The following is a 21,886-nucleotide window of genomic DNA, read 5'->3' on the forward strand; positions in this document are numbered from 1 at the left end:
GACGAGAGGACGACAGACAAGATGCAGGTCACCGAAACCCTGAACGAGGGCCTGAAGCGCGGCTACGCGATCACGCTGACGGCCGATGAACTCGATGCGAAGGTGCACGAGAAGCTGGCCGAGGCTCAGCCCGAAGTCGAGATGAAGGGCTTCCGCAAGGGCAAGGTCCCTATGGCGCTTCTGCGCAAGCAGTTCGGCCAGCGCCTGCTCGGAGAGTCGATGCAGGAAGCCATCGACGGCGCCATGTCCAAGCACTTCGAGGACACCGGCGACCGCCCCGCGATGCAGCCCGAGGTCAAGATGACCAACGAGGACTGGTCCGAGGGCGACGACGTCCACGTCGAAATGAACTACGAGAAGCTTCCCGACGTGCCCGAGATCGACCTGACCGACCTGTCGGTCAACAAGCCGGTCGCCAAGGCGTCCGACGAGGATGTCGAGGAAGCGCTCAGGAACCTCGCCGAGACGGCGCAGGACTTCAAGGAGCGCCAGGACGGCGTGAAGTCGAAGGACGGTGACCAGGTCGTCATCGACTTTGTCGGCAAGGTCGACGGCGAGGCGTTCGAGGGCGGCGCGGCGGAAGACTATCCGCTGACGCTCGGATCGAACTCGTTCATTCCCGGCTTCGAAGAGCAACTCGTCGGCGTGACCAAAGGTGAGGAAAAGGCCGTCGAGGTCACCTTCCCCGAGGAGTACGGCGCCGAGAACCTGGCCGGCAAGGCCGCGGTCTTCGACGTGACCGTCAAGGAAGTGAAAAAGCCCGTTGCCGCCGAAATCGACGACGAGCTGGCCAAGAAGTTCGGCGCCGAGGATCTCGAAGGCCTCAAGGGTCAGATCCGCGAGCGGCTCGAGGCCGAGTACCAGGGCGCCGCGCGCCAGGTGGTCAAGCGCCGCCTGCTCGATGTGCTGGACGAGAAGGTGCAGTTCGACCTGCCGCCGAGCCTCGTCGATGCCGAAGCCAAGCAGATCGCGCATCAGCTCTACCACGAGGACAACCCGGACGATCACGGCCACGACCACGGCGAGATCGAGCCCACGGACGAGCACAAGACCCTCGCCGAGCGCCGCGTGCGCCTCGGTCTGCTGCTGGCCGAGATCGGCAATCAGCACGAGGTCCAGGTGACCGACGCCGAGATGACCCAGGCGATCATGAACCAGGCGCGTCAGTATCCGGGCCAGGAGCGCGCGTTCTTCGACTTCGTGCGTCAGAACCAGCAGATGCAGCAGCAACTGCGCGCGCCGATCTTCGAGGACAAGGTCGTGGACGTGATCCTCGAAAAGGCGAAGGTCGAGGAGAACGAGGTCGCCAAGGAAGACCTGCAGAAGATGCTCGACGAGCTGGACGAAGTCTGACCGCTCCGGCGGTCAACGTTCCCAAGACTCAAAAACGGCGGCCTTCGGGCCGCCGTTTTTTGTTCGATCCCAAACTCGAACAGGACTTTTCGTGCGCGGTCAGGCGGTCATGTGCTCGGGCAGAGCGTTGCGAATTTCGCTCCAGACCGACTTCGGCACGCTGCGCGCGATTTCGGACACGAGGGCCTGCGCCGCTTCGCGTTCTTCGTCGGTGCGTGCGGCCTGCAGCTGATCGCGGCAGTAGATCGCCAGCGCGACGAGCGGGTTCTGCGCGGCATCGGACGCGGAGGCCGCCGGGGCTACGGGAGCTGCGGTCTTGCGGACTTCGGGGTGGGTCACGGTGAACATGGTGCGGATCTCTTCCTCTGTGCCGAAAACATCGCCTTCAATTCCGGCGAACTCACGAATCGATGCGACGCGCTCGGCGGAGGCGTCCATCAGTGCGGCCATCGCGACGACCTTGCCCATCGGCTTGGCCGAGCCGAGATAGTCGTAAGGGGCGTTGCCCGAGCGACGCATCAGCCGGTTCATCACCGGGTCGATCACTGCGACCGCGTCGGTCACGCCGGCCTGCATCGCGTATTCGAATGCGCCGACCATGATCTCGGACGTCACGTAGGACACGGTGTTACGACCGGCGCCGCGGCCGAGACGCTCGGTATCGATGCAGAAGCGAGTGGCTTCCCAGACCTGGGGGTCGCGCAGGGCCGGCTCGCCATCGAGCAGCTCGGCGAAGACGTCGGTCATCATGTGCGGACCGGTCGTCTGCAGGAGGCGCATGGTGCCGACGACGCGTCCCTCGTCGTCGAGGCTCACCACGTAAGCCGGGTCGAGGCCATCGAACACGTCGATTTCCAGCCCTTCTTCGTTGACCTGGACATCCCAGCCCAGCCGATCGCGGAAGACGCGCGCGCGCAGCGCGAAAACGTCACGCATGATATCCGCGAAGATGTCGCGATTCAGTGCGTCGAGTACGATGATCACAGTATTTTCCCCTTGCTGTCAGGCTCTTTAAAGCAAGGGTTAACGTGAAATGCGGCAAAAGCTATTGGGGCTTTCCCGTATCACGACGTCATAATTGTGTGTCAGCCTGCCTCGATCAGTCCCAAGGCGATGCCGCGACCCACTGCCTGCGGCGTGGTCAGGGCACTGAGCTTGGTGCGGGCGGAGCGCAGGTGCACCTCGACCGTCCGGTGCGAGATTCCGACGATGTCCGCGATGTCCTGCTGCGTCTTGCCGAGAGCGGCCCACTGCAGGACCTCACGCTCGCGCTGCGACAGCTCGAAGCGATTGAGCGCCGCGGTCATGGGATCTGTCCGCATTACAGCATCATGCAGGTGCACGGCTGCGTGCTGGAGACGCGGCATGACCTCGGTCTTGAGCGCGATCCATTCGCGGTCCGAGCAGTCGCGCGTGACGCTGAGCAGGCCGCATTCGCCCATGGGCCCGCGGATCGGAACCGTCAGACCGCGGTCCGAAATGCCGAAATCCGTTGCTTCCGAAAATAAGGTGACGAAGTCATCATCCCGCGCGAGTCTGCCCCAATCCACCGGGGCGACGCTGCGTGACGCCTTGTGCAGGGTCGGGTCGAACTCGTGGAAGCCGCGGGAGCCGTAATGCGTCTTCCATTCGTCGGGATAGGTTGCGTAGCCTTGAACATCCCGCGTGATCGGGTTCGCCACGGCGTAGGACGCGTAGTCGAACTCGAGCTGGTCGCAAAGCTCCAGCAGGAAGGTATCGAAGTGATCGGTGCGGCCGGGGAAACCGGCAAGGTCAATCAGCTGCATGGCCACGCCTGTTCGCCGTGGCAGGCCCTGCCACAGGGGATTTTACGGTCGCGCACCCTCTCCGGCCTGCGCAAGTGAGCGCAGAAAGGCCATGACGGCCTCGCGCTGCGATCCGTCCAGTGTCGTGAAAATCTGGGCGAGTTCGCGGGTCTGGGATGGCGAAAGAGGGGCATTTTCTCCTCCGGCCGAGGCACGGGGGTCGTCTTCGCCCAGGTCGAGATCCTCGAAAAAGAGGCTGACCGGAACTTCGAGAACGCTGGCAATGCGCCACATCTGGGCGGCCGAGATACGGTTCTGGCCACTCTCGTATTTCTGAACTTGCTGGAAGCGAACGCCGAGGCGTTCGCCGAGATCGCGTTGGGTGAGCCCGCGCGCCTGGCGCTGTGCCCTAACCCGGGCACCGATATGTTTATCTACCAAATTCAAAACCAAAACTCTCTTCGTTTCGCTCTAGCCTCACCAACTTTCATCAGTGATGCAAGAGCAAGTTGTCAAAACACGGGCGGTCACGAACTTATTTTGCGAATGAATTCCTCATTTCGGAAACAAAAAATGCCGGCCCCGTGATAGGGGCCGGCACTGTAAACAATGACCTGAGGGGGCGTCTCAGCCGCGGTCGTCTTCGCCTTCGGCAAGACGGGCGTCGAGCTCGTCCTTGTCCTGCACGGCCGGCTCGTCAGACGCCTGCTCGTCCGCGGTCTCGAGCTCGTCGAGCTGTGCCGCGCCGATGTCGTCGAACAGTTCCGAGATCTCGAACTCGGCCTGTGCCTCTTCCTCGGCGGCCAGCTGCTGGATCGACTTGCCCTGCGCCTGGATCTCGGCCTCTTCGGGCGAGCGGGCGACGTTCAGGGTGATCTCGCAGACGACCTCGGGGTGAAGGTGGATTTCCACCTCGTGCAGACCCAGCTCCTTGATTGGCTCGCGGATGATGACCTGCTTGCGGTCGACGTCGAAGCCGGCTTCCTTGCAGACCTCGGCGGCGTCACGGGTGGTGACCGAGCCGTATAGGTTGCCGCCGTCGGACGCCTGACGAATCACCACGAACTTCTCGCCGTCGAGCTTCTCGGAGACCTGCTCGGCCTCCTTGCGGGTCTCGAGGTTTTTCGCCTCGAGATGGGCCTTCTCGGCCTCGAAGCGGGCGATGTTCTCCTTCGACGCGGTGAGCGCCTTGCCCTGAAGCAGGAGGTAGTTGCGGGCGAAGCCGGGTTTGACGTCGACGACGTCGCCCATCTGGCCCAGCTTGGCCACGCGCTCGAGCAGAATGACTTGCATCTCTCTCTCCTTACTTCACGGCGTAGGGCAGGAGGGCGAGGAAGCGGGCACGCTTGATGGCGCGCGCGAGTTCACGCTGCTTCTTCGCGCTGACTGCGGTGATGCGCGAGGGGACGATCTTGCCGCGCTCGGACACGTAGCGCTGCAGGAGTCGGGTGTCCTTGTAGTCGATCTTGGGCGCGTTCTCGCCGGAGAACGGGCAGACCTTGCGGCGGCGGAAAAACGGTTTTGCTGCCATGGTTTAGCTCCTTGTTTCTCGGGCGATCAGTTGCGGCGGCGACGGTCGTCGCGCTCGTCGCGCTTCTGCATCTGGATGGACGGGCCTTCCTCGTGCTCCTCGACCTTGATGGTCAGGACGCGCATGACGTCGTCGTGCAGGCGCATCAGGCGCTCCATCTCCTGCACGGCCGTCGCGGGGGCGTCGGTGCGCAGGAAAGCGTAGTGCCCCTTGCGGTTCTTGTTGATCTTGTAGGCCATCGTCTTCACGCCCCAGTACTCGCTGGTGACGAGCGTGCCACCGTTGTCGGAGAGGACGGAGGTGAAGTGTTCGATCAGGCCCTCGGCCTGCGCGTTGGACAGGTCCTGACGCGAGATGAAGACATGCTCGTAGAGCGGCATGCGATCTTCCTCATGTTCTGGCGCGTTTCAAAGGGCAGGCGATGCATCCTCTCCGCACCTGCCCACGAGAGACCGCGCGGTGCGAAAACGTTCGCGGAGAGAGCGGCCCGTATACACGGATTGCCCAGTCACGCAAGGGGCGGGGAGGGCGCGCGCAGGACATCGCCGGCGCGCGCGGCGCGGCGTCCTGCGCGGGCGACGCGTGACCTTCCGCAAGGTCGCCTTAAATTGGCCCATGTTGTTAACAATGTATAAACCAGAGCCGCATTAGTAACGCCGCGCCGACACCGGAGATCTCTATGAGCGATACCGCCCGTCACGGACACAACTCCCACGAGGTATTCTCGAATCCGCAACCTTCGGCGTTCGACCCGGTGATGCGCGCGGCGCTGGTGATGATCGGCGGTGCGCTGATCGCCGCCGCGCTGGCGATCTGGATGGGGGCCGGCCGCGGCGTCGCAGACCTGCCCGCGCTCGGACTGATCCGCCTCGGGGTGTCATGCTTCCTCGGGCTCTCCGGTCTGACCTGTTTCGGCGCGGCCCGCGTGATCGGACGCACCCGCTGATCATCCTCGGTCCAGAGGCACTCAGCGCACAGTCGAAACCCCGTCTGTTCACATTTCAACAGATCCTGTGATGCGGCGTGGCGTTGATCGTAAGGTGCGGGGGTGCATCTCTGAGGCGGGATAACCGCAACAGAGAGGACTTCCTCATGAACCGCTTCGCAGCCGCCACCGCGCTCGCCCTTGTGCCCGCTACGGCCGTTCTGGCCGAGCCCGTCGAGTACTCGCTCGACAGCTCGCACAGCCAGATCGTCTTCCACTACGACCACCTCGGCTTCTCCACGGGCTACGGCATGTTCTCGGGCTTCGACGGCACGATCATGTTCGACCAGGAAGACCCGGCGAACTCTTCCGTCGAGGTTTCCTTCCCCGTGCGGTCGATGATGACCGGCTGGGAAGGCCGCTTCGAGCACTTCATGTCCGAGGATTTCTTCGGCGCCGAAGAGGGCGACATGGTCACCTTCACCTCCACCGGCATCGAGGTGATCGGCGAGGAAACCGCCGAGATCACCGGCGAGCTGAGCATGAACGGGGTGACCAACGAGGTCGTCCTCGACGCGCAGCTCAACAAGGCCGGCTCGCACCCGATGGAAAACAAGCCCTGGGCCGGTTTCTCGGCGACGACCACGGTGCTTCGCTCGGACTATAATCTCGGCATGTTCGCGCCGGCCGTCAGCGACGAGGTCGAAATCGAGATTTCGGTCGAGGCGATGGAAGGCCAGCCCGAGACCGACAGCTGATCGATCCGATCATCTTATGATGCGACGCCCGCCAGGTCTCCCGGCGGGCGTTTTCGCGTGTGCGGGATGAGGTGCGCTGCCTCTTCCCTTTGGCAGTGGCGGATCCCGACCGAGGGCGACCGCGTTCCACGCGCATAGCGCTTTCCTCGGTAACGGAGCTGTCCTTGCTAACAACGTCCCGAATGTTGGACGGTCTCGCTCGGGGACCGGGTGTTCGGAACCGACCGGAATCTATGGCCTGCGTCCGGCAACGGTAATGTGGTCCGGTGGGCTGGAGACGGTCCCGGCCCCGGCCGTTTGCGGATCCCGGGGAAGACGAAACTCGGCGCTCGGGGTGGAGGAGTTTCATGCAGTCAGTAAGATTCTGCCGATCGCGTCCCGGTCACCGTGCTGCCTCGATCGGCCGATCGACCCCGTTCCGTTGTTCGCCCCCGGCAGGCCGGTGGTGTGGCCGCGGTCTCAGAGCTCCGGGTCTCATCAGACGTGGACGAGCTCCTTGTCACGTTTCGCCAGGCGGTATGCGAGTCCGTTGTTGGCTAAAATGAAGAAGAGCCGTGTCGTTGTCCTCGTGCTGGTGGTGCTTGCCGGAGCGGCAGGGCTCTGGCTTTACCTCGGCCGGCCCGATCTGGGCGCGGGACTTGACTCCGGGGCGCTCGAGGAATGGGTGACGTCCGCCGGTGCGCTTGGACCTGTGGTGGTGGTCGGGCTGATGGCCCTCGCCGTGGTCGCGAGTCCGCTTCCCAGCGCACCTGTCGCCATGGCCGCCGGCGCAGCCTACGGCCATGCTTGGGGCACCCTGTGGGTGATCCTGGGAGCAGAGGCCGGCGCGCTTGTCGCCTTCGCGCTCGCTCGCATGCTGGGGCGCGATGCGATGCGGCGGTGGTTCGGCGACAAGGTCGAACAGGGGTTCCTCGGCTCTCAGAATGCGCTGACCCTGATGGTCTTCGCCAGCCGGCTCATGCCCTTCGTGTCATTCGACCTTGTAAGCTACGCCGCGGGTTTGAGCGTGATCCGCTTCTGGCGTTTCGCTCTGGCGACGCTGGCGGGCATCGCGCCGGCCAGTTTCCTTCTGGCCCACCTGGGCGCGCAGGCGGTCACCGACGGCCTTGGCCCGGTGGACTGGGCGCTCGCCGTCGGGTTGGGCGCCGTCACCGGGGCGCCGCTTGTCTGGGCCGCGCTTCGCGGCCGTGGGCCGGGCAGGGGACGCGGAGACGGGTGAGGCGCGGACCACCCCGAACGGGCTTGGCCGATGCCGACGACTGCCCTTCGAGATCGGCTGGATGCCGAGCGAGACAGGTCTCGCGCGCGTGGCGAAAGCGGGCGCATCCGTCTCTCGAACAACTAATCCCTTAGCGGCAAGGTGCAGTCCGCCATCGCCCTGAAGTTCCGAGGGGAAGCGCGGAAGCATGGGCATACGCGTCGAGACACGATCGCGCCAATTGGTTACCAGTGCGGCTGCGCGAAATTCCCCCACGTGCCAAGAGGGCCGAGCTCATCTGCTATGGCGCCGCACGTGTGACCGGCTGGGGGCCCCCTCCGCTCGGTCGCCGACTCGGAGGAGGCCTTCAGCCGTCAAACCCGGGTCATTCGCTCGCGCGGACCGCCGTCAGTTCAACCTGCACGCCGATTTCGAAACCAACGGTGTCCTCGCTGTCCATGCTCTGGCCGACCTCGTAGTTGCGCCTGTCGAGCGTCGCGGTGCCGCGCATCTCGGCGGTGTCGCCGTCGAGGGTCAGTTCGAACGGCATGGTGACCGGTGCCTCCTGGCCCTTCAGCGTGACCGTGCCGTCCGCGACCCATCCATCGGCCTCCCTGAGGATCTCGGCCGCGAAGGTTGCGGTCGGATGCTCTTCTGCGGCGAGATAGGCAGGGGCCTTGGCTTCGGATGTCACCGAGCCGAGTGTCAGGGAAGGTACGGCGATCTGCACCGTGACCTCGCCCGCCGGGCCCGGCTCGTCGCTCGGGGTGAAGGCGATGTCCGCGGTCCAGTCCGCGAACTCGCCACGCACTTCGCTGCCCATCTGCTGAACGACGATGGCGAGCGTGCCGTCCTGAACCTCCCATTCCGAGTCGACGTCCTCGAGCGCCGCGCTTTCGCCGCCCTCGGGGCCCGAGAAGAGCCCTGCCGCTGCGCCGCCTGCCAGCGCGACGCCCCAGAAGGCCAGCGCCAGAACGAACGGCAGGACGATGCCGTGGCGCCCGTCGGGAGACGCCGCGCGGGTGGTCCCGGGCAGCATCCGGCGCAGGGTCGCGTCCTTGTCGACAACGTGGTGCTTCACCGCTCCGGCCACGTGCAGGACGATCGACGCCACCAGCACCAGCATGAAGACGTAATGCAGGGTCCACGCGGTCTCGGCCAGCTCGGACGATTTCGGAACGAGCGGCAGCGACTGGCCGAAGGGCCACCAGATGCGTGCGAAGCCTTCGCTCGCGGCGTGGCCGATCCAGCCCGACAGCGGCACGAGGACCAGACTGCCGTAGAGCAGCCAATGCACGGTGTCCGCGGTCAGCGTCTCGGTCCTGCGCTCGGGGTGAAGCGGTGCAGGCTTCGGCTGCGCGAGGGCCCAGAGGATCCGCAGGAGCGCGACAAAGAACACGGCGACCCCCACGGTCTTGTGCGCAGAGAACAGCGCGGTCTTGAGGGCGATCTCGCCCTCGGTTCCGCGCGGCGCCCATTCGGCGGCGAACCCCAGCGCGAGGTTCGCGAAGATCCCGAGTGCCGTGATCCAGTGAAAGGTCTTGGCGACCGCGCCGTAGCGATCGGTGGCATTGCCGAGGGACATGGAAGGGCTCCGGTCGTGAAGGTATCTGGACGGCTTGTTCGGTGACGATAAGTAAAGCGCGCGTTTCGCGCCGCAATCCGGCACCTTCGCACAGGACGGCTGCGCGGGGTCACGGGGGTGGCGCGGGAGACCGTCACGTTGCGCGCATCTGTCGCGGCAGCTAGGAAGGCCGGGACGGGCGCGCCACGCGCCAAAATACAAAAGACACAACCGACGTTCGAGGAGACCCCGATGAGCCGAGCCTTCGTTTTCCCCGGTCAGGGCGCGCAGACCATCGGCATGGGCCGCGATCTGGCCGACGCCTATCCCGCCGCGCGCGCGGTCTTCGACGAGGTGGACGACGCGCTGGGACAGAAGCTCTCGAGCCTGATCTGGGAAGGCGAGGCCGACGAACTGACCCTGACCGCGAATGCCCAGCCGGCGCTGATGGCGACCTCGCTCGCGGCGATGCGGGCGCTCGAGGCCGAGGGGATCAAGGTCACTGACGCGGCCTTCGTGGCCGGCCATTCGCTCGGTGAGTATTCCGCGCTGGCCGCCGCTGGCGCGCTTTCGGTGGCAGATTGCGCGCGGCTGCTGCGGATCCGCGGTCAGGCCATGCAGGACGCCGTTCCGGTTGGCGAGGGCGCCATGGCCGCGGTTTTGGGGCTCGACCTGGCCGCTGTGCGCGAGGTCGCCTCCGAAGCCGCGCAGGGCGAGGTGTGCGAGGCCGCGAACGACAACGATCCCGCGCAGGTGGTGGTCTCGGGCCACCGGACGGCGGTCGAGCGTGCGGTCGACATCGCCAAGGGAAAGGGCGCCAAGCGCGCGCTGCTGCTGCCGGTCTCGGCGCCGTTCCATTGCGCGCTCATGCAGCCGGCGGCCGACCGGATGCAGACCGCGCTTGCCGAGGTCGAGATCGCCGCTCCGTCGGTGCCGCTTGTCGCCAACGTTCGCGCGGAGGCGGTGCAGGACGCCGCCACCATCCGCGAGCTTCTGGTGGCACAGGTCACCGGCGCCGTGCGCTGGCGCGAGAGCGTGGCATGGATGGCCGGGCAAGGCGTCACCGAGGCGTGGGAGATCGGCGCCGGCAAGGCGCTCTCGGGCATGATCAAGCGTATCGATCGCTCGGTCGCGACCCGCGCCGTGGGTACCCCCGACGACGTGCGCGCCGCGGCCGGCGCCTGAACCCCGGCACACTTCGCATGACCCGGCCCCCGGGCGGCCGGACCCGATACCGAAAAAGGAAAGCGACATGTTCGATCTGACGGGAAAATCCGCGCTGGTCACCGGCGCCTCGGGCGGCATCGGCGGCGCCATCGCCTCCGCCTTGCACGAGGCAGGCGCGACGGTCGGCCTTTCGGGCACCCGCGAGGCCCCGCTTCAGGAGTTGGCGGACCAGCTGGGCGAACGCGCGCACGTTCTGCCCTGCAATCTCTCGGATGCCGAAGCCGTCACCGCGCTGCCCAAGCAGGCCGCCGAGGCCATGGGCAGCGTCGATATCCTGGTGAACAACGCCGGCATCACCCGCGACAACATCTTCATGCGGATGTCCGACGACGAGTGGACGCAGGTTCTCGAGGTCAACCTCACGGCCGCCTTCCGCCTGTCGAAGGGTGTGCTGCGCGGCATGATGAAGTCGCGCTGGGGCCGCATCGTCAATGTCTCGTCCGTGGTGGGCGCGACCGGCAACCCCGGCCAGGGCAACTACGCCGCGGCCAAGGCGGGCCTCGTGGGCATGACCAAGTCGCTGGCCTACGAGGTCGCGAGCCGCAACATCACGGTCAACGCGGTGGCCCCGGGCTTCATCGAGACGGCGATGACCGAAAAGCTCAACGACGAGCAGAAGCAGCAGATCCTGGGTCAGATCCCGTCCGGCCGCATGGGCACGCCCGAGGAAATCGCGGCCGCCGCGCTGTTTCTCGCCAGCCCCGGCGCAAGCTACGTGACGGGCACGACGTTGCACGTGAATGGCGGAATGGCCATGCTCTGACGGCGCCTTAAATGCCTTGGGGGAAAGCGTTTGCCATCCCCGATCCATGTGCTATAGGCGCTCGCAATTCAGGACGGGGCATGCAACGGTGCCCCGACCGGCATCCGGATCCCGCGCGGGAGGGTGCACCGTCGCCGCCCGGAAACGGGCACGAAGACCAGCCCGAGACTTTGGGCGAGGGAGAGCAGGGCCGCTCGGGTCCGAAGCATTGTGAGGAAGACAACATGAGCGACATCGAAGATCGCGTGCGCAAGATCGTGGTCGAGCATCTCGGCGTCGAAGAAGAGAAGGTGACCGAGAACGCTTCGTTCATCGACGACCTCGGCGCCGACAGCCTCGACACGGTCGAGCTGGTCATGGCCTTCGAAGAGGAATTCGGCATCGAGATTCCCGACGATGCGGCCGAGACCATCCAGACCTTCGGCGACGCCGTGAAGTTCATTAAGGACGCCGTGTAAGCGCGTCCTTCGATCCTCTGAACGACGAAAAGGGCGACGATCCGGTGGGATCGTCGCCCTTTTTCTTGGCCGTGGACGTCACACGCCAGCGCGTCGAAGCTGGTCCTGCTCAGCTTCCGGTCCCGCCACCGAGCCAGAGACCCAGCAGGAACATGGAGATCATGAAGAGCCAGAGCTTCAGCAGGAAGCTGGGGCTTGGCTCCGACGGATTGAGGTTGCGCCACAGGCGTGCGGCTTGATCGCCGATGCGGGACATGTGACCCTCCTTTCGGAATGGTTAGTAAATACTAAGTAAACCGTAGATAGCGACGCGGCAAGCAAAACTCCGAGCGACGAGCGCGCGGCCGCCGCGATCCCGATCTTGCAACCTAAGGGTCTGCCGCACCGCGCGTCGACGCGAATGCCATCACTCCGCGGAAGGCGGCGATGCGACCGTCGGCACGGTGTCGGCCTTGACCGCGCCACGCTTGCCGATGGGGCGCTCGCGCCCGATCGTGGTGTCACGCGAGGTCTGGTGTTCCATCTCGGCGTTGAACTCGGCGCCGAGCAGCACGATGAACGCCGACAGCCAGAGCCAGGTCAGCAAGATGATGACCCCGCCCAGCGTGCCGTAGGTCTCGTTGTAGCTGCCGAAATTCTGGACGTAGATCGAAAAGCCGATCGTCCCGATGATCCACAGCAGGGCGGCGACGAAAGCGCCGGGCGACACCCAGCGCCATTTGGGACGGCGCCGCGACGGAGCGAAGCGATAAAGCAGCGACAGGCCGAACACTGTCATTCCGAACAGGATCGCCCATTTCAGGATGCGCAGGAGAATGTCGAGGCTTGTCGGCAGGCCCACGAAGCTCATGATCGCGGGGATGATGACCACGGCGTTCAGCGCGAAGGCGACGCCGAGGATCAATATCACCATCAGCGCAACCGCCGTGAGGTTGAGCACGATGATGTTGCGCTTTTCCCTCTCGCCATAGGCTATGTTCATGCCTGCCATCAGCGTTTTCACCCCGCGGATCGCACCGTAGAGCGCAAGCGCCAGCGCGAGGATCGCGGCGAAGCCGGTGGCGGTCTGATCGCCGCCGGTCACCTCGAGAACCTGACCCTGAATGATGTCCGCGGCCTCGGCCGGCAGGATGTCCACGAGCTGTTCGAGCTGCATGGTCAGGTCGGACGGATCAAAGGCATATCCCGCGAGCGACACGAATGCGGTGAACGCGGGGAAGATCGACAGCAGCGTGTAGAAGGCGACGCCCGCCGCGACCACCGAGATATTGTCCTGTGCCACGTCGTTGGCAACGCGCCGCAGGATCTGCCACCACGCGCGCATCGACAGGTGGCGAGGGCGCTCTGCGTCGGCGCCGTGGTGCGGGGGGGCGCTCATGGGCGCGTCTCCGGTTAGATCGGTCATGGCGATCTACTTAGCGCGCAAGGGCGGGTTTGGCGAAACCTGGTGCCAGCCGGACAGGCGATGCGTGTGTCCCGGGCAACAGTGTCGTGCGCGACCTGTCATGCTGCCGGCACAAAAAAGGCCCCCGGTCCGCACAGGAACCGGGGGCCTCTCAGATTGCCTGCGACGGAAGGATCAGCCGTCGAAGTTGACCTCTTCCATGATCTGCAGCGCGTCGGAGCGCAGGTCGGCCAGTTCCATCAGGTTCACATCGTCCGGCGTGAACTCGCCCCAGGACCGGACCAGCTCGGAGGCCTCGATCTCGGAGTCGACCGGGTACTCGTAGTTGGCTTCGGCGTAGATCTGCTGCGCCTCGGGGGATGCCAGGAATTCCATGAAGGCGCGCGCATCCTCGGCGTGCGGAGCCGACGCGGTCATGGCGACGCCCGACACGTTCATGTGCGTGCCGCCCTCTTCGAATTCCGGGAATAGGACGTTGACGCTTTCGGCCCACTGGGTCTGCTCTTCGTCCTCGAGCATCTTGCCCATGTAGTATGTGTTGCCGAGCGAGATGTCGCATTCACCCGCCCAGATCGCACGGACCTGCGCGCGGTCGTTGCCCTGCGGTTTCCGGGCGAGGTTGTCCTTGAGATCGGACGCCCATTGCTTGGCGGCATCGTAGCCGTGGTGATGGATCATCGCCGACAGCAGCGCGAGGTTGTAGGGATGCGTGCCCGAGCGGGTGCAGATGCGACCTTCCCACTTGTCGGACGCGAGGTCCTCGTAGGTCGTGATCTCTTCCGGGTCCACGCGCTCTTTCGAGGCGTAGACGATGCGGGCGCGGGTGGTGACGCCGAACCACTGGTTGTCGGGATCGCGGAAGGCTTCGGGGATATGCTCTTCGAGGACCTCGCTCTCGACCGGCTGGGTGACGCCACCCTCGACGGTCTGGCTCAGGCGCGCGATGTCCACCGTCATGATGATGTCGGCGGGCGAACGGTCGCCCTCGGCCTGGAGGCGCTCGGTCAGGCCACTGTCGAGATAGACCACGTTGGTCTCGATGCCGGTCGCCTCGGTGAAGGCGTCGGTGATCGGCGCGATCAGCTCGGGCTGCCGCTGCGAGTAGATATTGACCTCGGCGAGCGCAGGCGTCGCGACGACCAGCGCGGCGACAGCGATGGCGGTGGTGCGGATCATGGAAGGCTCCTCTGACATCCAGACTGGTTGCCTGCCTTAAATCCGAGAGAAATGGTCGGGTCAATGGCTGATCGAAATTATCGGGTTTGATCGGCCAAGACGGAGGGGCGCATGGCGCGCCACGCCGCGCCGTCAGCCCCGCGCTTTTTCCTCGGCCTTCGCGGCGTCCCAGAGGCCGTCCATCTCGGCAAGGTCGCTGTCCTCGGGGTGACGGCCCTGACGGGCCAGCGCGGACTCGACCGCGCTGAAGCGACGGGTGAACTTCGCGTTCGCGGCGCGCAGCGCCTCCTCGGGGTCGATGTCCATGTGCCGCGCAAGGTTCGCCATGACGAACATCAGGTCGCCGAACTCCTCGGCCGCGTGGTCGGGATCGGTCGCCTCGCGCAGCTCCTGCGCCTCCTCGACGACCTTGTCGAGCACCTCGTCCGTCGAGGGCCAGTCGAAGCCCACCCGCGCCGCGCGCTTCTGCAGCTTGACCGCGCGGGTCAGCGCCGGCAGGCCGCGCGCCACCCCGTCGAGCACGCCGGTCTCGGCCTTCGCGGCGCGCTCCTCGGCCTTGATGGTTTCCCAGTCCTGCACCTGCTGCTCGGCCGATTTCGCGTTCGAGGCATCGCCGAAGACGTGCGGGTGCCGGGCGAGCATCTTGTCGGCGATCGTGTCCGCCACGTCGTCGAAAGTGAAGAGCCCTCGCTCGGCGGCCATCTGGGCGTGGAACACCGACTGGAACAGCAGATCGCCCAATTCGCCCTTCAGCTCGTCCCAGGCTTCGCGCTCGATGGCGTCGGCGACCTCGTAGGCTTCCTCGATGGTATAGGGCGCGATGGTCGCGAAGGTCTGCTCCACGTCCCAGGGGCAGCCGGTTTGCGGATCGCGCAGACGGCGCATGATCTCGAGTAGGCGGGGCATCCCGCCCTTCGGGTCGTGGACGAGGGCATCGGATGCGTCTGGGGTCATTGCGCCGGCCTGCGTTTTGCGGTTCCCTCGGGGTCTCGCGCATTGCGCCTCCCTTGTCCATGGTCCCATGCCCGCACTGAACCGCATCGCCGCCTTCGCCCCCGACATGACCGCGTGGCGTCGGCACCTGCACGCCCATCCCGAACTTGGCCTCGCCTGTCACGACACGGCGGCCTTCGTCGCCGACCGCCTGCGCGAGATCGGCGTGGACGAGATCCACGAGGGGCTAGCCGAAACCGGCGTGGTGGCGGTCATCCACGGTTCCGGGCCGGGCCCGGTCACGGGCCTGCGTGCCGACATGGATGCACTGCCGATCCTCGAAGAAACCGGCGCGGACTGGGCCTCGACAGTGCCGGGCCGGATGCACGCGTGCGGCCATGACGGCCACACCGCGATGCTCCTGGGAGCGGCACGCTACCTCGCCGAGACCCGCGCCTTCCGCGGCACGGCGGTTCTGCTGTTCCAGCCCGCGGAAGAGACCATCGGCGGCGGTCGCCTCATGGTCGAAGCTGGCGTCATGGAGCGTTTCGGCATCGAGGAGGTCTACGCCATCCACACCGATCCGGTGACGCCCCTGGGGCGGTTCTCGACCCGGGCCGGGCCGATCATGGCGGCGGTCGACGACTTCGAGATCGTGCTGACCGGGCAGGGCGGACACGCCGCGCGTCCCGACGCCTGCATCGATCCGATCCCCGCCGCGCTGGCGCTGGGGCAGGCGCTGCAGACCATCGTGTCGCGCAACGCCGACCCGCTGGCCGGGATCGTCCTGTCGCTGACCGTGGTCGAGGCCGGCTCGGCCACCAACGTCATCCCCGAGCGCGCCCGCCTCGCCGGCACGGTCCGGACGTTCGACGCCCGCCTGCGCGACACCGCCGAACGGCGCCTGCGCGAGATCGTGGCAGGACAGGCGGTGAGCTACGGCGTGACGGCGCACATCGACTACGACCGCTCCTACCCGCCGACGGTGAACCACGCCGAGCAGGCCGGCTTCGCGGCGGACGTGGCGCGCGAGGTGGCGGGAGCGGCTGGAGTGGACGACGACGTGGCCCCCGTCATGGGAGCCGAGGATTTCTCCTACATGCTCGAGGCGCGGCCCGGGGCCTACGTCAAGCTAGGGCAGGGGCCCGGCGCGTCGGTCCACCACCCGAAATTCGACTTCAACGACGAGGTCGCCCCACTCGGCGCGACTTTCCTCGCCCGCCTGATCGAGCGGCGGCACGGCACCGCGGCTGGCTGACGGGCCGGACGGATCTCACGCGGACAGCACTGACAGGAGGCGCAGGTGGCGCTCGAAGACGCAAAGACCCAGATCGACCATGCCTTTACGCGGCCCGACGCCGCCGGGCTCAGTTTCGAGAACGCCTTCGGTGGCGCGACCTCGTTCCTGCGCCGGCGCTACACCAAGGACCTCGCGGGCATCGACGTGGCGTTCACGGGGATACCGTTCGACCAGGCGGTGACGCACCGCCCTGGCTGCCGTTTCGGCCCCCGCGCGGTGCGCGAGGCGTCGTCGCTTCAGCCCTACGATCCGCCCTATGGCTGGGGTTACTCGCCGCTCGAGGCGTTCGCGGTCGCCGATTTCGGCGACATGCCCTTCGACTATGCCAAGGTCTGGGAGGTACCCGCGGCGATCGAGGCGCACATCGCGGGGATCCTCGACCAGGGCGCCGCGGCGATCACGCTGGGGGGTGACCACTTCATCACACTGCCGGTTCTGCGCGCGCACGTCGCGAAGCACGGGCCGCTGGCGCTGGTGCAGTTCGACGCCCATTCCGACAGTTGGGCCGATGACGACCCGGACCGTATCGATCACGGCACGTTCGTCTACAAGGCCGTGGAGGAGGGGCTGATCGACCCGGCGCGTTCGGTCGCCATCGGCATCCGGACGGAGAACCCCGATACCCGCGGAGTCACCGTGATCGACGCGCCCGAGGTGCACCGGACCGGCCCCGACGCGGTGGCCGCCCGGGTGCGCGAGATCGTGGGCACTGGCCCATGCTACCTGACCTTCGACATCGATGCGCTCGATCCGGCCTTCGCGCCGGGGACCGGGACACCGGTCTGGGGAGGGCTGTCAAGCGGACAGGCGGCGATCCTCCTGCGGGAACTCGCCGGTCTCGACATCGTGGGGGGGGACGTGGTTGAGGTATCCCCGCAATACGATACCAGCGGCGCCACCGCCGTTGCCGGGGCCCACGTTGCCATGGAGATCCTCTGTCTCTGGGGTTGGACCCGGCGCGGCTGACACGCGTTGCACTCGTGCAAGGGGCCGCAGACGTCCCGAGTGAGGTGGAAGTGAGAATGCTGTTCTGGCTTATCGTTCTGGTCGTCGTGGGCGGCCTTGTCTGGATCCGGTTCGCCCCGTCGGACCCTGATACGTGGCACGTCGATCCGCAGGTTACCGCCGATCAGGATCTCTCGAACGGCGTGCGGCGGCGCATTCCCGCAGGTGCCGACACGCTCGACCGCCTGAACGGGATCATCCTCGCGACGCCGCGCACCGATCGACTGGCCGGGAGCGTCGACGAGGGACGCGTGACCTACGTGACCCGCTCCAAGTGGATGGGTTTTCCGGACTATACCACGATCGAACGCGAGGCAGATGAGCAGGTCGTGGAGCTGTGGGCGCGCGCCCGCTTCGGCAAGTCCGACATGGGCGTGAACCGCGGTCGCGTCGACAACTGGCTGTCAGAACTGCGGGCGGGCGACGAGGGCTGAGACCCTTCGCGCTGTCGGGCCGTTCCGGTCAAGGTCGGCCCCCACGCATCCCTCCGCCACCTCGCGCCACATCGGCACGTTGAGCGACATCTGGCACTGCGCGGTAAAGCTGCGGCGTCCCACGTGCAGGCAGATCGTCTCGCCCAGTTCGACCCGGCCGCCGGTGCTGTCGGTGCAATAGCAGTCGATTTCGGGCGGATGACGGTCTTGGGCCCCGGCAGGAAGGGACGGAGCAAGAAGCGCGGTCAGGAGAAGAGCGGGCCGGAGCATCGCCAATCCTACCACGCCGCCGCGGCTTGACCAAAGCGTCCCGATGAAGGACAGACCGGCCTCATGGTGCCCGAAGAGCGACTTGCCCAAATCGTAGACCGGTTCGAGTATCTCGAGGCCTGTATGGCCGAGGGATCCGGCGACATCGCCGCACTCGGTCGCGAATATGCCGAGCTACGGCCGATGGTGGAGCAGATCGCGGCTTGGCGGTCGCTGCGAGACGGCATCGATGAGGCCGAAGCCATGCGCGACGACCCCGAGATGCGCGCACTGGCCGAGGAAGAACTGACCGAGCTGAAAGCGCGCCTGCCGGAGGCCGAACACGCACTGCAAATTGCGCTCCTGCCGCGCGACGCGGCCGACACACGCCCCGCGATCCTCGAGATTCGGCCGGGCACCGGCGGTGACGAGGCCGCGCTTTTCGCCGCGGATCTCCTGCGGATGTACCTTCGTTATGCCGACGCGAAGGGCTGGAGCGTCGAGATCATCGAGGAGCAGCACAGCGAACTTGGCGGTCTGAGGGAGCTTGTGGCCCGGATCTCCGGCGACGCGGTTTTTGCGCGTCTCAAGTTCGAATCCGGCGTGCATCGCGTGCAAAGGGTGCCGGCCACCGAGTCGGGCGGGCGAATCCATACCTCGGCGGCTACCGTCGCGGTCCTGCCAGAGGCCGGCGAAGTCGACATCGCCATTGATCCCGCCGACATCCGTGTCGACACCATGCGGTCGTCCGGCGCGGGCGGCCAGCACGTCAACACCACGGATTCGGCGGTGCGGATCACCCACCTGCCCACCGGGATCGTCGTGACCTCGTCCGAGAAATCGCAGCACCGAAACCGCGAGATCGCCATGAACGTCCTGCGCGCCCGTCTGTTCGACGCCGAGCGCACACGCGCCGCGGCCGAACGCTCGGACATGCGGAAGACGCAGGTGGGTTCGGGAGACCGGTCCGAGCGGGTGCGGACCTACAACTTCCCGCAGGGGCGTCTGACCGACCACCGTATCAACCTGACGCTCTACAAGCTCGATCAGGTCATGGCCGGAGATCTCGATGACGTGATCGACGCGCTGGTCGCCGACGCCCAGGCGGCTCAGCTGGCCGAGATGGGCGCGTGACCGAGGTCGCGGCGCCGTCGGCTTCCGCCGTGCTGGCGGGTGCGGTCCGGCAGCTCGACGCGGCCGGTGTTCCGGACGCGGGGCGCGACGCGCGCCGCCTGATGGCTCATGCGCTGGAAGTCCCGCCCGCACGTCTGTCTGTGGCGCTTCCGGAGCCGATGACGGTCGAAGCGCAGGCCCGCTTCGCGACCCTCGTCGCGAGACGCGCCGAACGGGTTCCGCTCAGCCATATCACCGGCGAGCGCGAGTTCTGGGGCCGCGCGTTCCGCGTCACCGGCGACGTCCTCGACCCCCGGCCCGAGACCGAAACGCTGATCGCGGCCGCACTCGAGGCGCCCTTCGCCTCTGTCCTCGATCTGGGCACCGGGTCCGGATGTATCCTCCTGACCCTGCTGGCCGAGCGACCCGGGACTAACGGGACCGGTACGGACCTCTCCCCAGGTGCGCTGGCGGTCGCGGCCGAGAATCGGGCGCGGCTGGGTCTTGATGCATCCGCCGTGCTATTGTCCGGCAGCTGGACCGATCCGCTTTCTGCGGACGCGCGCTTCGACCTTATCGTGTCGAACCCGCCCTACATCGCCGCCGGCGAGATGGACGGACTGCCGCCCGAAGTGCTGCGCCACGAGCCGCGCATGGCGCTGACGGACGAGGGCGACGGGCTCGCGGCCTACCAAGCCATTGCCACGCGCGCGCCAGATCACCTGGCGCCGGGCGGGCGTCTGATGGTCGAGATCGGCCCGACCCAAGGCCCTGCTGTCGCCGCTCTCTTCGCGTCCGCCGGGCTGCGAGACGTCACCGTGCGCCCGGACATGGACGGTCGCGACCGCGTCGTCTCTGCAAAATCCGCGCAAAATCCCGCAAGTTGACGGAAATTTGGGGGTTTGCGCTTGTAAAACGCACAATGACGTGTTTACTCGATACTCAGTCGGGCCGGTGGATGGCAACGCGGTCCCGCCCGACGCCAAGCCGCAAAGTGACGTGAACCGAACAGGCCGGCGCCGGTCGCGCGCCACGGGGTTCACGGGCAAATCCAGTCACAAACAGGGCTGACAACCAAGTTATGCGTTCTTCCAAATCACGCTCGCGGTCCAAGAATAACCGCAACCGCAACAACAACATGGGCAATGTCGTCAACCGGGTGTTCGACAGCTCCGGTCCGGACGGCAAGGTCCGCGGTACGCCCCAGCAGATCATAGACAAGTACAACCAGCTGGCGCGCGATGCTCAGCTGGCCAACGATCGCGTTGCGACCGAGAACTTCCAGCAGCACGCCGAGCACTACCTCCGCCTGCTGTCCGAAGCGCAACGCGAACAGGAGAACCGCCGCGAGGCGCAGGAACGCGAAAACCGTGAGCGCCAGGCGCAGCGTGATCGCGAACGCTCCGACAAGAACGACGACGGCAACGGTGGCGGCCAGAACAACGGCAACGACCAGTCCGGCCAGCAGGGCAAGGGTGACCAGCCGGGCAACGGCCCGCAGCCGGACCAGTCTGACGATCAGCCGCGGCAGGACGATGCCGCGCAGGAGCAGCCGCGCAAGCGCCGCAGCCGTCAGAAGGACGCCGACGTCGTCGACTTCTCCGAGGACGACGACAGCTCGGGCCTTGTCGAGACGCCGGAAAGCGCCGCCGAGGAAACGCCGAAGCCCAAGCCGCGCCGCCGCAGCAGCCGTGCCAAGAAAACGGCCGAAGGCGACGGGTCGTCGAGCGGCGACGAGGGCGGATCGGACGGCGGCACGACCGCCAGCGCCGCCGAGTGACAATTTCGAGGCCGGTCCACCGGGCCGGCACGACAATCGGCCGGGACTGCGTGATCGCAGCCCCGGCCGCCGTGTTTTCGCGGTGACGGAATCTGGCGCGCCTAGCGCGCGGCGACGAGCCGTGCCAGCGCGCAGAACTGCTCGAGCGGGATCTGTTCGGCCCGCTCGGTCGGCACGATGCCGGCCTCGACGAGCAAATCCTCGATCTGCGGATGAAGGCCCTTCAGGGCGGCGCGCAGCATCTTGCGGCGTTGATTGAAGGCCTTGCCAACGACGCGCTCCAGCACCTTGGGATCGGCGGGATAGCGGGGCTCCGGCAGGGCGGTCAGGTGCACCACCGCCGAGGACACCTTGGGCGGCGGCGTGAACGCGCCCGGCGGCAACGACATGACGATGCGCGCGTCCGTGCGCCATTGAGCCAGAACCGCGAGACGGCCGTAGGCCTTGCTGCCCGGCGCGGCAACAATCCGCTCGGCCACCTCGCGCTGGAACATGAGCGTCAGTGTCGACCACACCGGTGGCCAGACCTTCGGCGTCAGCCACCGCACGAGAAGCTCGGTGCCCACGTTGTAGGGCAGGTTTGCGGCGATCTTGATCGGTGGCGACAGGTGATCCAGCGGGTCGATCTCGAGCGCGTCGCCCTCGATCACCTGCAACCGTCCGGGATAGGCCTCGGCGATCTCGGCCAGCGCGGGCTGGCAGCGCGGGTCCTTCTCGACCGCCAGCACACGGCGCGCGCCCTCGGCCAGGAGACCGCGGGTCAGGCCTCCGGGACCGGGGCCGACCTCGAGCACGTCCGCCCCGCCAAGATCGCCCGCCGCGCGGGCGATCTTGGCCGTCAGGTTCAGATCCAGAAGGAAGTTCTGCCCCAGCGCCTTGCGTGCCGACAGGTTGTGGCGCGCGATGACGTCGCGGAGGGGCGGCAGGTCGTCAATGGCCATCTTTATC

General features: G+C 66.5%; 26 protein-coding genes. 13 read left to right on the forward strand and 13 right to left on the reverse strand.

Translation table 11 applies throughout. The annotated features are described in order from the left end of the window. Window positions 1-21: 21 nt before the first annotated feature. A complete protein-coding gene (gene tig / locus BMX29_RS11295) occupies window positions 22-1,353 on the forward strand; it encodes a trigger factor (protein WP_092812871.1) in 1,332 nt (443 codons plus the stop codon). Window positions 1,354-1,452: 99 nt separating this feature from the next. On the opposite strand, the gene BMX29_RS11300 is transcribed toward tig, so the two are convergent. From BMX29_RS11300 to rpsF, 6 genes are all read right to left on the reverse strand, one after another. After that, complete coding sequence (locus tag BMX29_RS11300) at window positions 1,453-2,337, reverse strand: acyl-homoserine-lactone synthase (protein ID WP_092812874.1); 885 nt, start codon at window positions 2,335-2,337, stop codon at window positions 1,453-1,455. Window positions 2,338-2,438: 101 nt separating this feature from the next. Next, on the reverse strand, window positions 2,439-3,140 hold the full coding sequence (locus BMX29_RS11305) for an autoinducer binding domain-containing protein (protein WP_092812877.1): 702 nt from the start codon (window positions 3,138-3,140) through the stop codon (window positions 2,439-2,441). Between the two features lie 42 nt (window positions 3,141-3,182). Further along, the gene (locus tag BMX29_RS11310) at window positions 3,183-3,572 is read right to left on the reverse strand and encodes a helix-turn-helix domain-containing protein (protein ID WP_092812880.1); all 390 of its coding nucleotides are present in this window, start codon (window positions 3,570-3,572) and stop codon (window positions 3,183-3,185) included. Between the two features lie 174 nt (window positions 3,573-3,746). Next, window positions 3,747-4,412: a 50S ribosomal protein L9 gene (gene rplI, locus BMX29_RS11315; protein WP_092812883.1), complete on the reverse strand. Its 666-nt coding sequence runs from the start codon at window positions 4,410-4,412 to the stop codon at window positions 3,747-3,749. A gap of 10 nt (window positions 4,413-4,422) precedes the next feature. Further along, on the reverse strand, window positions 4,423-4,650 hold the full coding sequence (rpsR, locus tag BMX29_RS11320; RefSeq protein WP_010139260.1) for a 30S ribosomal protein S18: 228 nt from the start codon (window positions 4,648-4,650) through the stop codon (window positions 4,423-4,425). Window positions 4,651-4,676: 26 nt separating this feature from the next. Further along, a complete protein-coding gene (gene rpsF, locus BMX29_RS11325; protein ID WP_043841374.1) occupies window positions 4,677-5,030 on the reverse strand; it encodes a 30S ribosomal protein S6 in 354 nt (117 codons plus the stop codon). Window positions 5,031-5,329: 299 nt separating this feature from the next. Here rpsF and BMX29_RS11330 point away from each other — a divergent pair, with 299 nt between their 5' ends. From BMX29_RS11330 to BMX29_RS11340, 3 genes are all read left to right on the forward strand, one after another. Beyond that, window positions 5,330-5,596, forward strand: coding sequence for a hypothetical protein (locus tag BMX29_RS11330; RefSeq protein WP_043841371.1), 267 nt, complete (start codon window positions 5,330-5,332; stop codon window positions 5,594-5,596). Window positions 5,597-5,742: 146 nt separating this feature from the next. Then, window positions 5,743-6,333 carry a YceI family protein gene (locus BMX29_RS11335; RefSeq protein ID WP_092812886.1) on the forward strand — a complete coding sequence of 197 codons (591 nt, stop codon included), beginning with the start codon at window positions 5,743-5,745 and terminating at the stop codon, window positions 6,331-6,333. A gap of 541 nt (window positions 6,334-6,874) precedes the next feature. Continuing rightward, window positions 6,875-7,552 (forward strand): TVP38/TMEM64 family protein, encoded by a 678-nt coding sequence (locus tag BMX29_RS11340; protein ID WP_244889216.1) that lies wholly within the window; start codon window positions 6,875-6,877, stop codon window positions 7,550-7,552. A 364-nt stretch (window positions 7,553-7,916) separates the two neighbouring features. On the opposite strand, the gene BMX29_RS11345 is transcribed toward BMX29_RS11340, so the two are convergent. Next, window positions 7,917-9,116 carry a cytochrome b/b6 domain-containing protein gene (locus BMX29_RS11345; RefSeq protein WP_092812889.1) on the reverse strand — a complete coding sequence of 400 codons (1,200 nt, stop codon included), beginning with the start codon at window positions 9,114-9,116 and terminating at the stop codon, window positions 7,917-7,919. A 231-nt stretch (window positions 9,117-9,347) separates the two neighbouring features. Between BMX29_RS11345 and fabD the strand changes: the two genes are divergently transcribed. The 3 genes from fabD (at window position 9,348) to BMX29_RS11360 (ending at window position 11,543) form a co-directional block, all read left to right on the forward strand. After that, window positions 9,348-10,280, forward strand: a complete 933-nt coding sequence (fabD, locus tag BMX29_RS11350) for an ACP S-malonyltransferase (RefSeq protein WP_092812892.1) — start codon at window positions 9,348-9,350, stop codon at window positions 10,278-10,280. Window positions 10,281-10,347: 67 nt separating this feature from the next. Next, window positions 10,348-11,085 carry a 3-oxoacyl-ACP reductase FabG gene (fabG, locus tag BMX29_RS11355; protein WP_092812895.1) on the forward strand — a complete coding sequence of 246 codons (738 nt, stop codon included), beginning with the start codon at window positions 10,348-10,350 and terminating at the stop codon, window positions 11,083-11,085. A gap of 224 nt (window positions 11,086-11,309) precedes the next feature. Then, a complete protein-coding gene (locus tag BMX29_RS11360) occupies window positions 11,310-11,543 on the forward strand; it encodes an acyl carrier protein (protein WP_043841848.1) in 234 nt (77 codons plus the stop codon). A gap of 109 nt (window positions 11,544-11,652) precedes the next feature. Here the strand turns inward: BMX29_RS11360 and BMX29_RS19220 are convergent, their stop codons facing one another. The 4 genes from BMX29_RS19220 to mazG form a co-directional block, all read right to left on the reverse strand. Beyond that, complete coding sequence (locus BMX29_RS19220) at window positions 11,653-11,799, reverse strand: hypothetical protein (protein WP_157835858.1); 147 nt, start codon at window positions 11,797-11,799, stop codon at window positions 11,653-11,655. Window positions 11,800-11,949: 150 nt separating this feature from the next. Beyond that, window positions 11,950-12,921, reverse strand: a complete 972-nt coding sequence (locus tag BMX29_RS11365) for a YihY/virulence factor BrkB family protein (RefSeq protein WP_175471179.1) — start codon at window positions 12,919-12,921, stop codon at window positions 11,950-11,952. Window positions 12,922-13,122: 201 nt separating this feature from the next. Next, window positions 13,123-14,124, reverse strand: coding sequence for a Fe(3+) ABC transporter substrate-binding protein (locus tag BMX29_RS11370; RefSeq protein WP_092812901.1), 1,002 nt, complete (start codon window positions 14,122-14,124; stop codon window positions 13,123-13,125). A gap of 132 nt (window positions 14,125-14,256) precedes the next feature. Further along, window positions 14,257-15,078 carry a nucleoside triphosphate pyrophosphohydrolase gene (gene mazG / locus BMX29_RS11375; RefSeq protein WP_092812904.1) on the reverse strand — a complete coding sequence of 274 codons (822 nt, stop codon included), beginning with the start codon at window positions 15,076-15,078 and terminating at the stop codon, window positions 14,257-14,259. A gap of 67 nt (window positions 15,079-15,145) precedes the next feature. Here mazG and BMX29_RS11380 point away from each other — a divergent pair, with 67 nt between their 5' ends. The 3 genes from BMX29_RS11380 to BMX29_RS11390 are packed head-to-tail and all read left to right on the forward strand — an operon-like array spanning window position 15,146 to window position 17,796. Beyond that, entirely contained in the window at window positions 15,146-16,315 is a 1,170-nt protein-coding gene (locus BMX29_RS11380) for a M20 aminoacylase family protein (RefSeq protein WP_092812907.1), read from the forward strand. Between the two features lie 45 nt (window positions 16,316-16,360). Next, window positions 16,361-17,323, forward strand: coding sequence for an agmatinase (speB, locus tag BMX29_RS11385; protein WP_092812910.1), 963 nt, complete (start codon window positions 16,361-16,363; stop codon window positions 17,321-17,323). A 56-nt stretch (window positions 17,324-17,379) separates the two neighbouring features. After that, window positions 17,380-17,796 carry a DUF1499 domain-containing protein gene (locus BMX29_RS11390; RefSeq protein ID WP_092812913.1) on the forward strand — a complete coding sequence of 139 codons (417 nt, stop codon included), beginning with the start codon at window positions 17,380-17,382 and terminating at the stop codon, window positions 17,794-17,796. On the opposite strand, the gene BMX29_RS11395 is transcribed toward BMX29_RS11390, so the two are convergent. Continuing rightward, entirely contained in the window at window positions 17,767-18,066 is a 300-nt protein-coding gene (locus BMX29_RS11395; protein ID WP_092812916.1) for a hypothetical protein, read from the reverse strand. The two genes, BMX29_RS11390 and BMX29_RS11395, sit on opposite strands and share 30 nt — an antisense overlap. 63 nt (window positions 18,067-18,129) lie before the next feature. Here BMX29_RS11395 and prfA point away from each other — a divergent pair, with 63 nt between their 5' ends. The 3 genes from prfA (at window position 18,130) to BMX29_RS11410 (ending at window position 20,938) form a co-directional block, all read left to right on the forward strand. Further along, window positions 18,130-19,179 (forward strand): peptide chain release factor 1, encoded by a 1,050-nt coding sequence (gene prfA / locus BMX29_RS11400; RefSeq protein WP_092812919.1) that lies wholly within the window; start codon window positions 18,130-18,132, stop codon window positions 19,177-19,179. After that, on the forward strand, window positions 19,176-20,045 hold the full coding sequence (gene prmC / locus BMX29_RS11405) for a peptide chain release factor N(5)-glutamine methyltransferase (RefSeq protein ID WP_092812922.1): 870 nt from the start codon (window positions 19,176-19,178) through the stop codon (window positions 20,043-20,045). The genes prfA and prmC overlap by 4 nt, the downstream gene beginning before the upstream one ends. A gap of 194 nt (window positions 20,046-20,239) precedes the next feature. Beyond that, window positions 20,240-20,938: a DUF4167 domain-containing protein gene (locus tag BMX29_RS11410; protein WP_043841348.1), complete on the forward strand. Its 699-nt coding sequence runs from the start codon at window positions 20,240-20,242 to the stop codon at window positions 20,936-20,938. Between the two features lie 101 nt (window positions 20,939-21,039). Here BMX29_RS11410 and rsmA read toward each other — a convergent pair whose 3' ends face one another. Then, window positions 21,040-21,879 (reverse strand): 16S rRNA (adenine(1518)-N(6)/adenine(1519)-N(6))-dimethyltransferase RsmA, encoded by an 840-nt coding sequence (rsmA, locus tag BMX29_RS11415; protein WP_092812925.1) that lies wholly within the window; start codon window positions 21,877-21,879, stop codon window positions 21,040-21,042. Window positions 21,880-21,886 lie beyond the last annotated feature (7 nt).

Origin of the sequence: Roseivivax marinus (genome assembly GCF_900109705.1) — a bacterium.
Taxonomy (GTDB): Bacteria; Pseudomonadota; Alphaproteobacteria; order Rhodobacterales; family Rhodobacteraceae; genus Roseivivax; species Roseivivax marinus.

Coding starts and splice junctions, on each gene's coding strand:
- fabD (WP_092812892.1), top strand. CDS start 9,348: ATGAGCCGAGCCTTCGTTTTCCCCGGTCAGGGCGCGCAGACCATCGGC.
- BMX29_RS11335 (WP_092812886.1), top strand. CDS start 5,743: ATGAACCGCTTCGCAGCCGCCACCGCGCTCGCCCTTGTGCCCGCTACG.
- BMX29_RS11395 (WP_092812916.1), bottom strand. CDS start 18,066: ATGCTCCGGCCCGCTCTTCTCCTGACCGCGCTTCTTGCTCCGTCCCTT.
- rpsF (WP_043841374.1), bottom strand. CDS start 5,030: ATGCCGCTCTACGAGCATGTCTTCATCTCGCGTCAGGACCTGTCCAAC.
- prfA (WP_092812919.1), top strand. CDS start 18,130: ATGGTGCCCGAAGAGCGACTTGCCCAAATCGTAGACCGGTTCGAGTAT.
- BMX29_RS11360 (WP_043841848.1), top strand. CDS start 11,310: ATGAGCGACATCGAAGATCGCGTGCGCAAGATCGTGGTCGAGCATCTC.
- BMX29_RS11390 (WP_092812913.1), top strand. CDS start 17,380: ATGCTGTTCTGGCTTATCGTTCTGGTCGTCGTGGGCGGCCTTGTCTGG.
- BMX29_RS11365 (WP_175471179.1), bottom strand. CDS start 12,921: ATGAGCGCCCCCCCGCACCACGGCGCCGACGCAGAGCGCCCTCGCCAC.
- mazG (WP_092812904.1), bottom strand. CDS start 15,078: ATGACCCCAGACGCATCCGATGCCCTCGTCCACGACCCGAAGGGCGGG.
- BMX29_RS11380 (WP_092812907.1), top strand. CDS start 15,146: ATGCCCGCACTGAACCGCATCGCCGCCTTCGCCCCCGACATGACCGCG.
- rpsR (WP_010139260.1), bottom strand. CDS start 4,650: ATGGCAGCAAAACCGTTTTTCCGCCGCCGCAAGGTCTGCCCGTTCTCC.
- BMX29_RS11410 (WP_043841348.1), top strand. CDS start 20,240: ATGCGTTCTTCCAAATCACGCTCGCGGTCCAAGAATAACCGCAACCGC.
- BMX29_RS11305 (WP_092812877.1), bottom strand. CDS start 3,140: ATGCAGCTGATTGACCTTGCCGGTTTCCCCGGCCGCACCGATCACTTC.
- rsmA (WP_092812925.1), bottom strand. CDS start 21,879: ATGGCCATTGACGACCTGCCGCCCCTCCGCGACGTCATCGCGCGCCAC.
- BMX29_RS11345 (WP_092812889.1), bottom strand. CDS start 9,116: ATGTCCCTCGGCAATGCCACCGATCGCTACGGCGCGGTCGCCAAGACC.
- BMX29_RS19220 (WP_157835858.1), bottom strand. CDS start 11,799: ATGTCCCGCATCGGCGATCAAGCCGCACGCCTGTGGCGCAACCTCAAT.
- BMX29_RS11330 (WP_043841371.1), top strand. CDS start 5,330: ATGAGCGATACCGCCCGTCACGGACACAACTCCCACGAGGTATTCTCG.
- fabG (WP_092812895.1), top strand. CDS start 10,348: ATGTTCGATCTGACGGGAAAATCCGCGCTGGTCACCGGCGCCTCGGGC.
- BMX29_RS11340 (WP_244889216.1), top strand. CDS start 6,875: ATGAAGAAGAGCCGTGTCGTTGTCCTCGTGCTGGTGGTGCTTGCCGGA.
- rplI (WP_092812883.1), bottom strand. CDS start 4,412: ATGCAAGTCATTCTGCTCGAGCGCGTGGCCAAGCTGGGCCAGATGGGC.
- BMX29_RS11370 (WP_092812901.1), bottom strand. CDS start 14,124: ATGATCCGCACCACCGCCATCGCTGTCGCCGCGCTGGTCGTCGCGACG.
- tig (WP_092812871.1), top strand. CDS start 22: ATGCAGGTCACCGAAACCCTGAACGAGGGCCTGAAGCGCGGCTACGCG.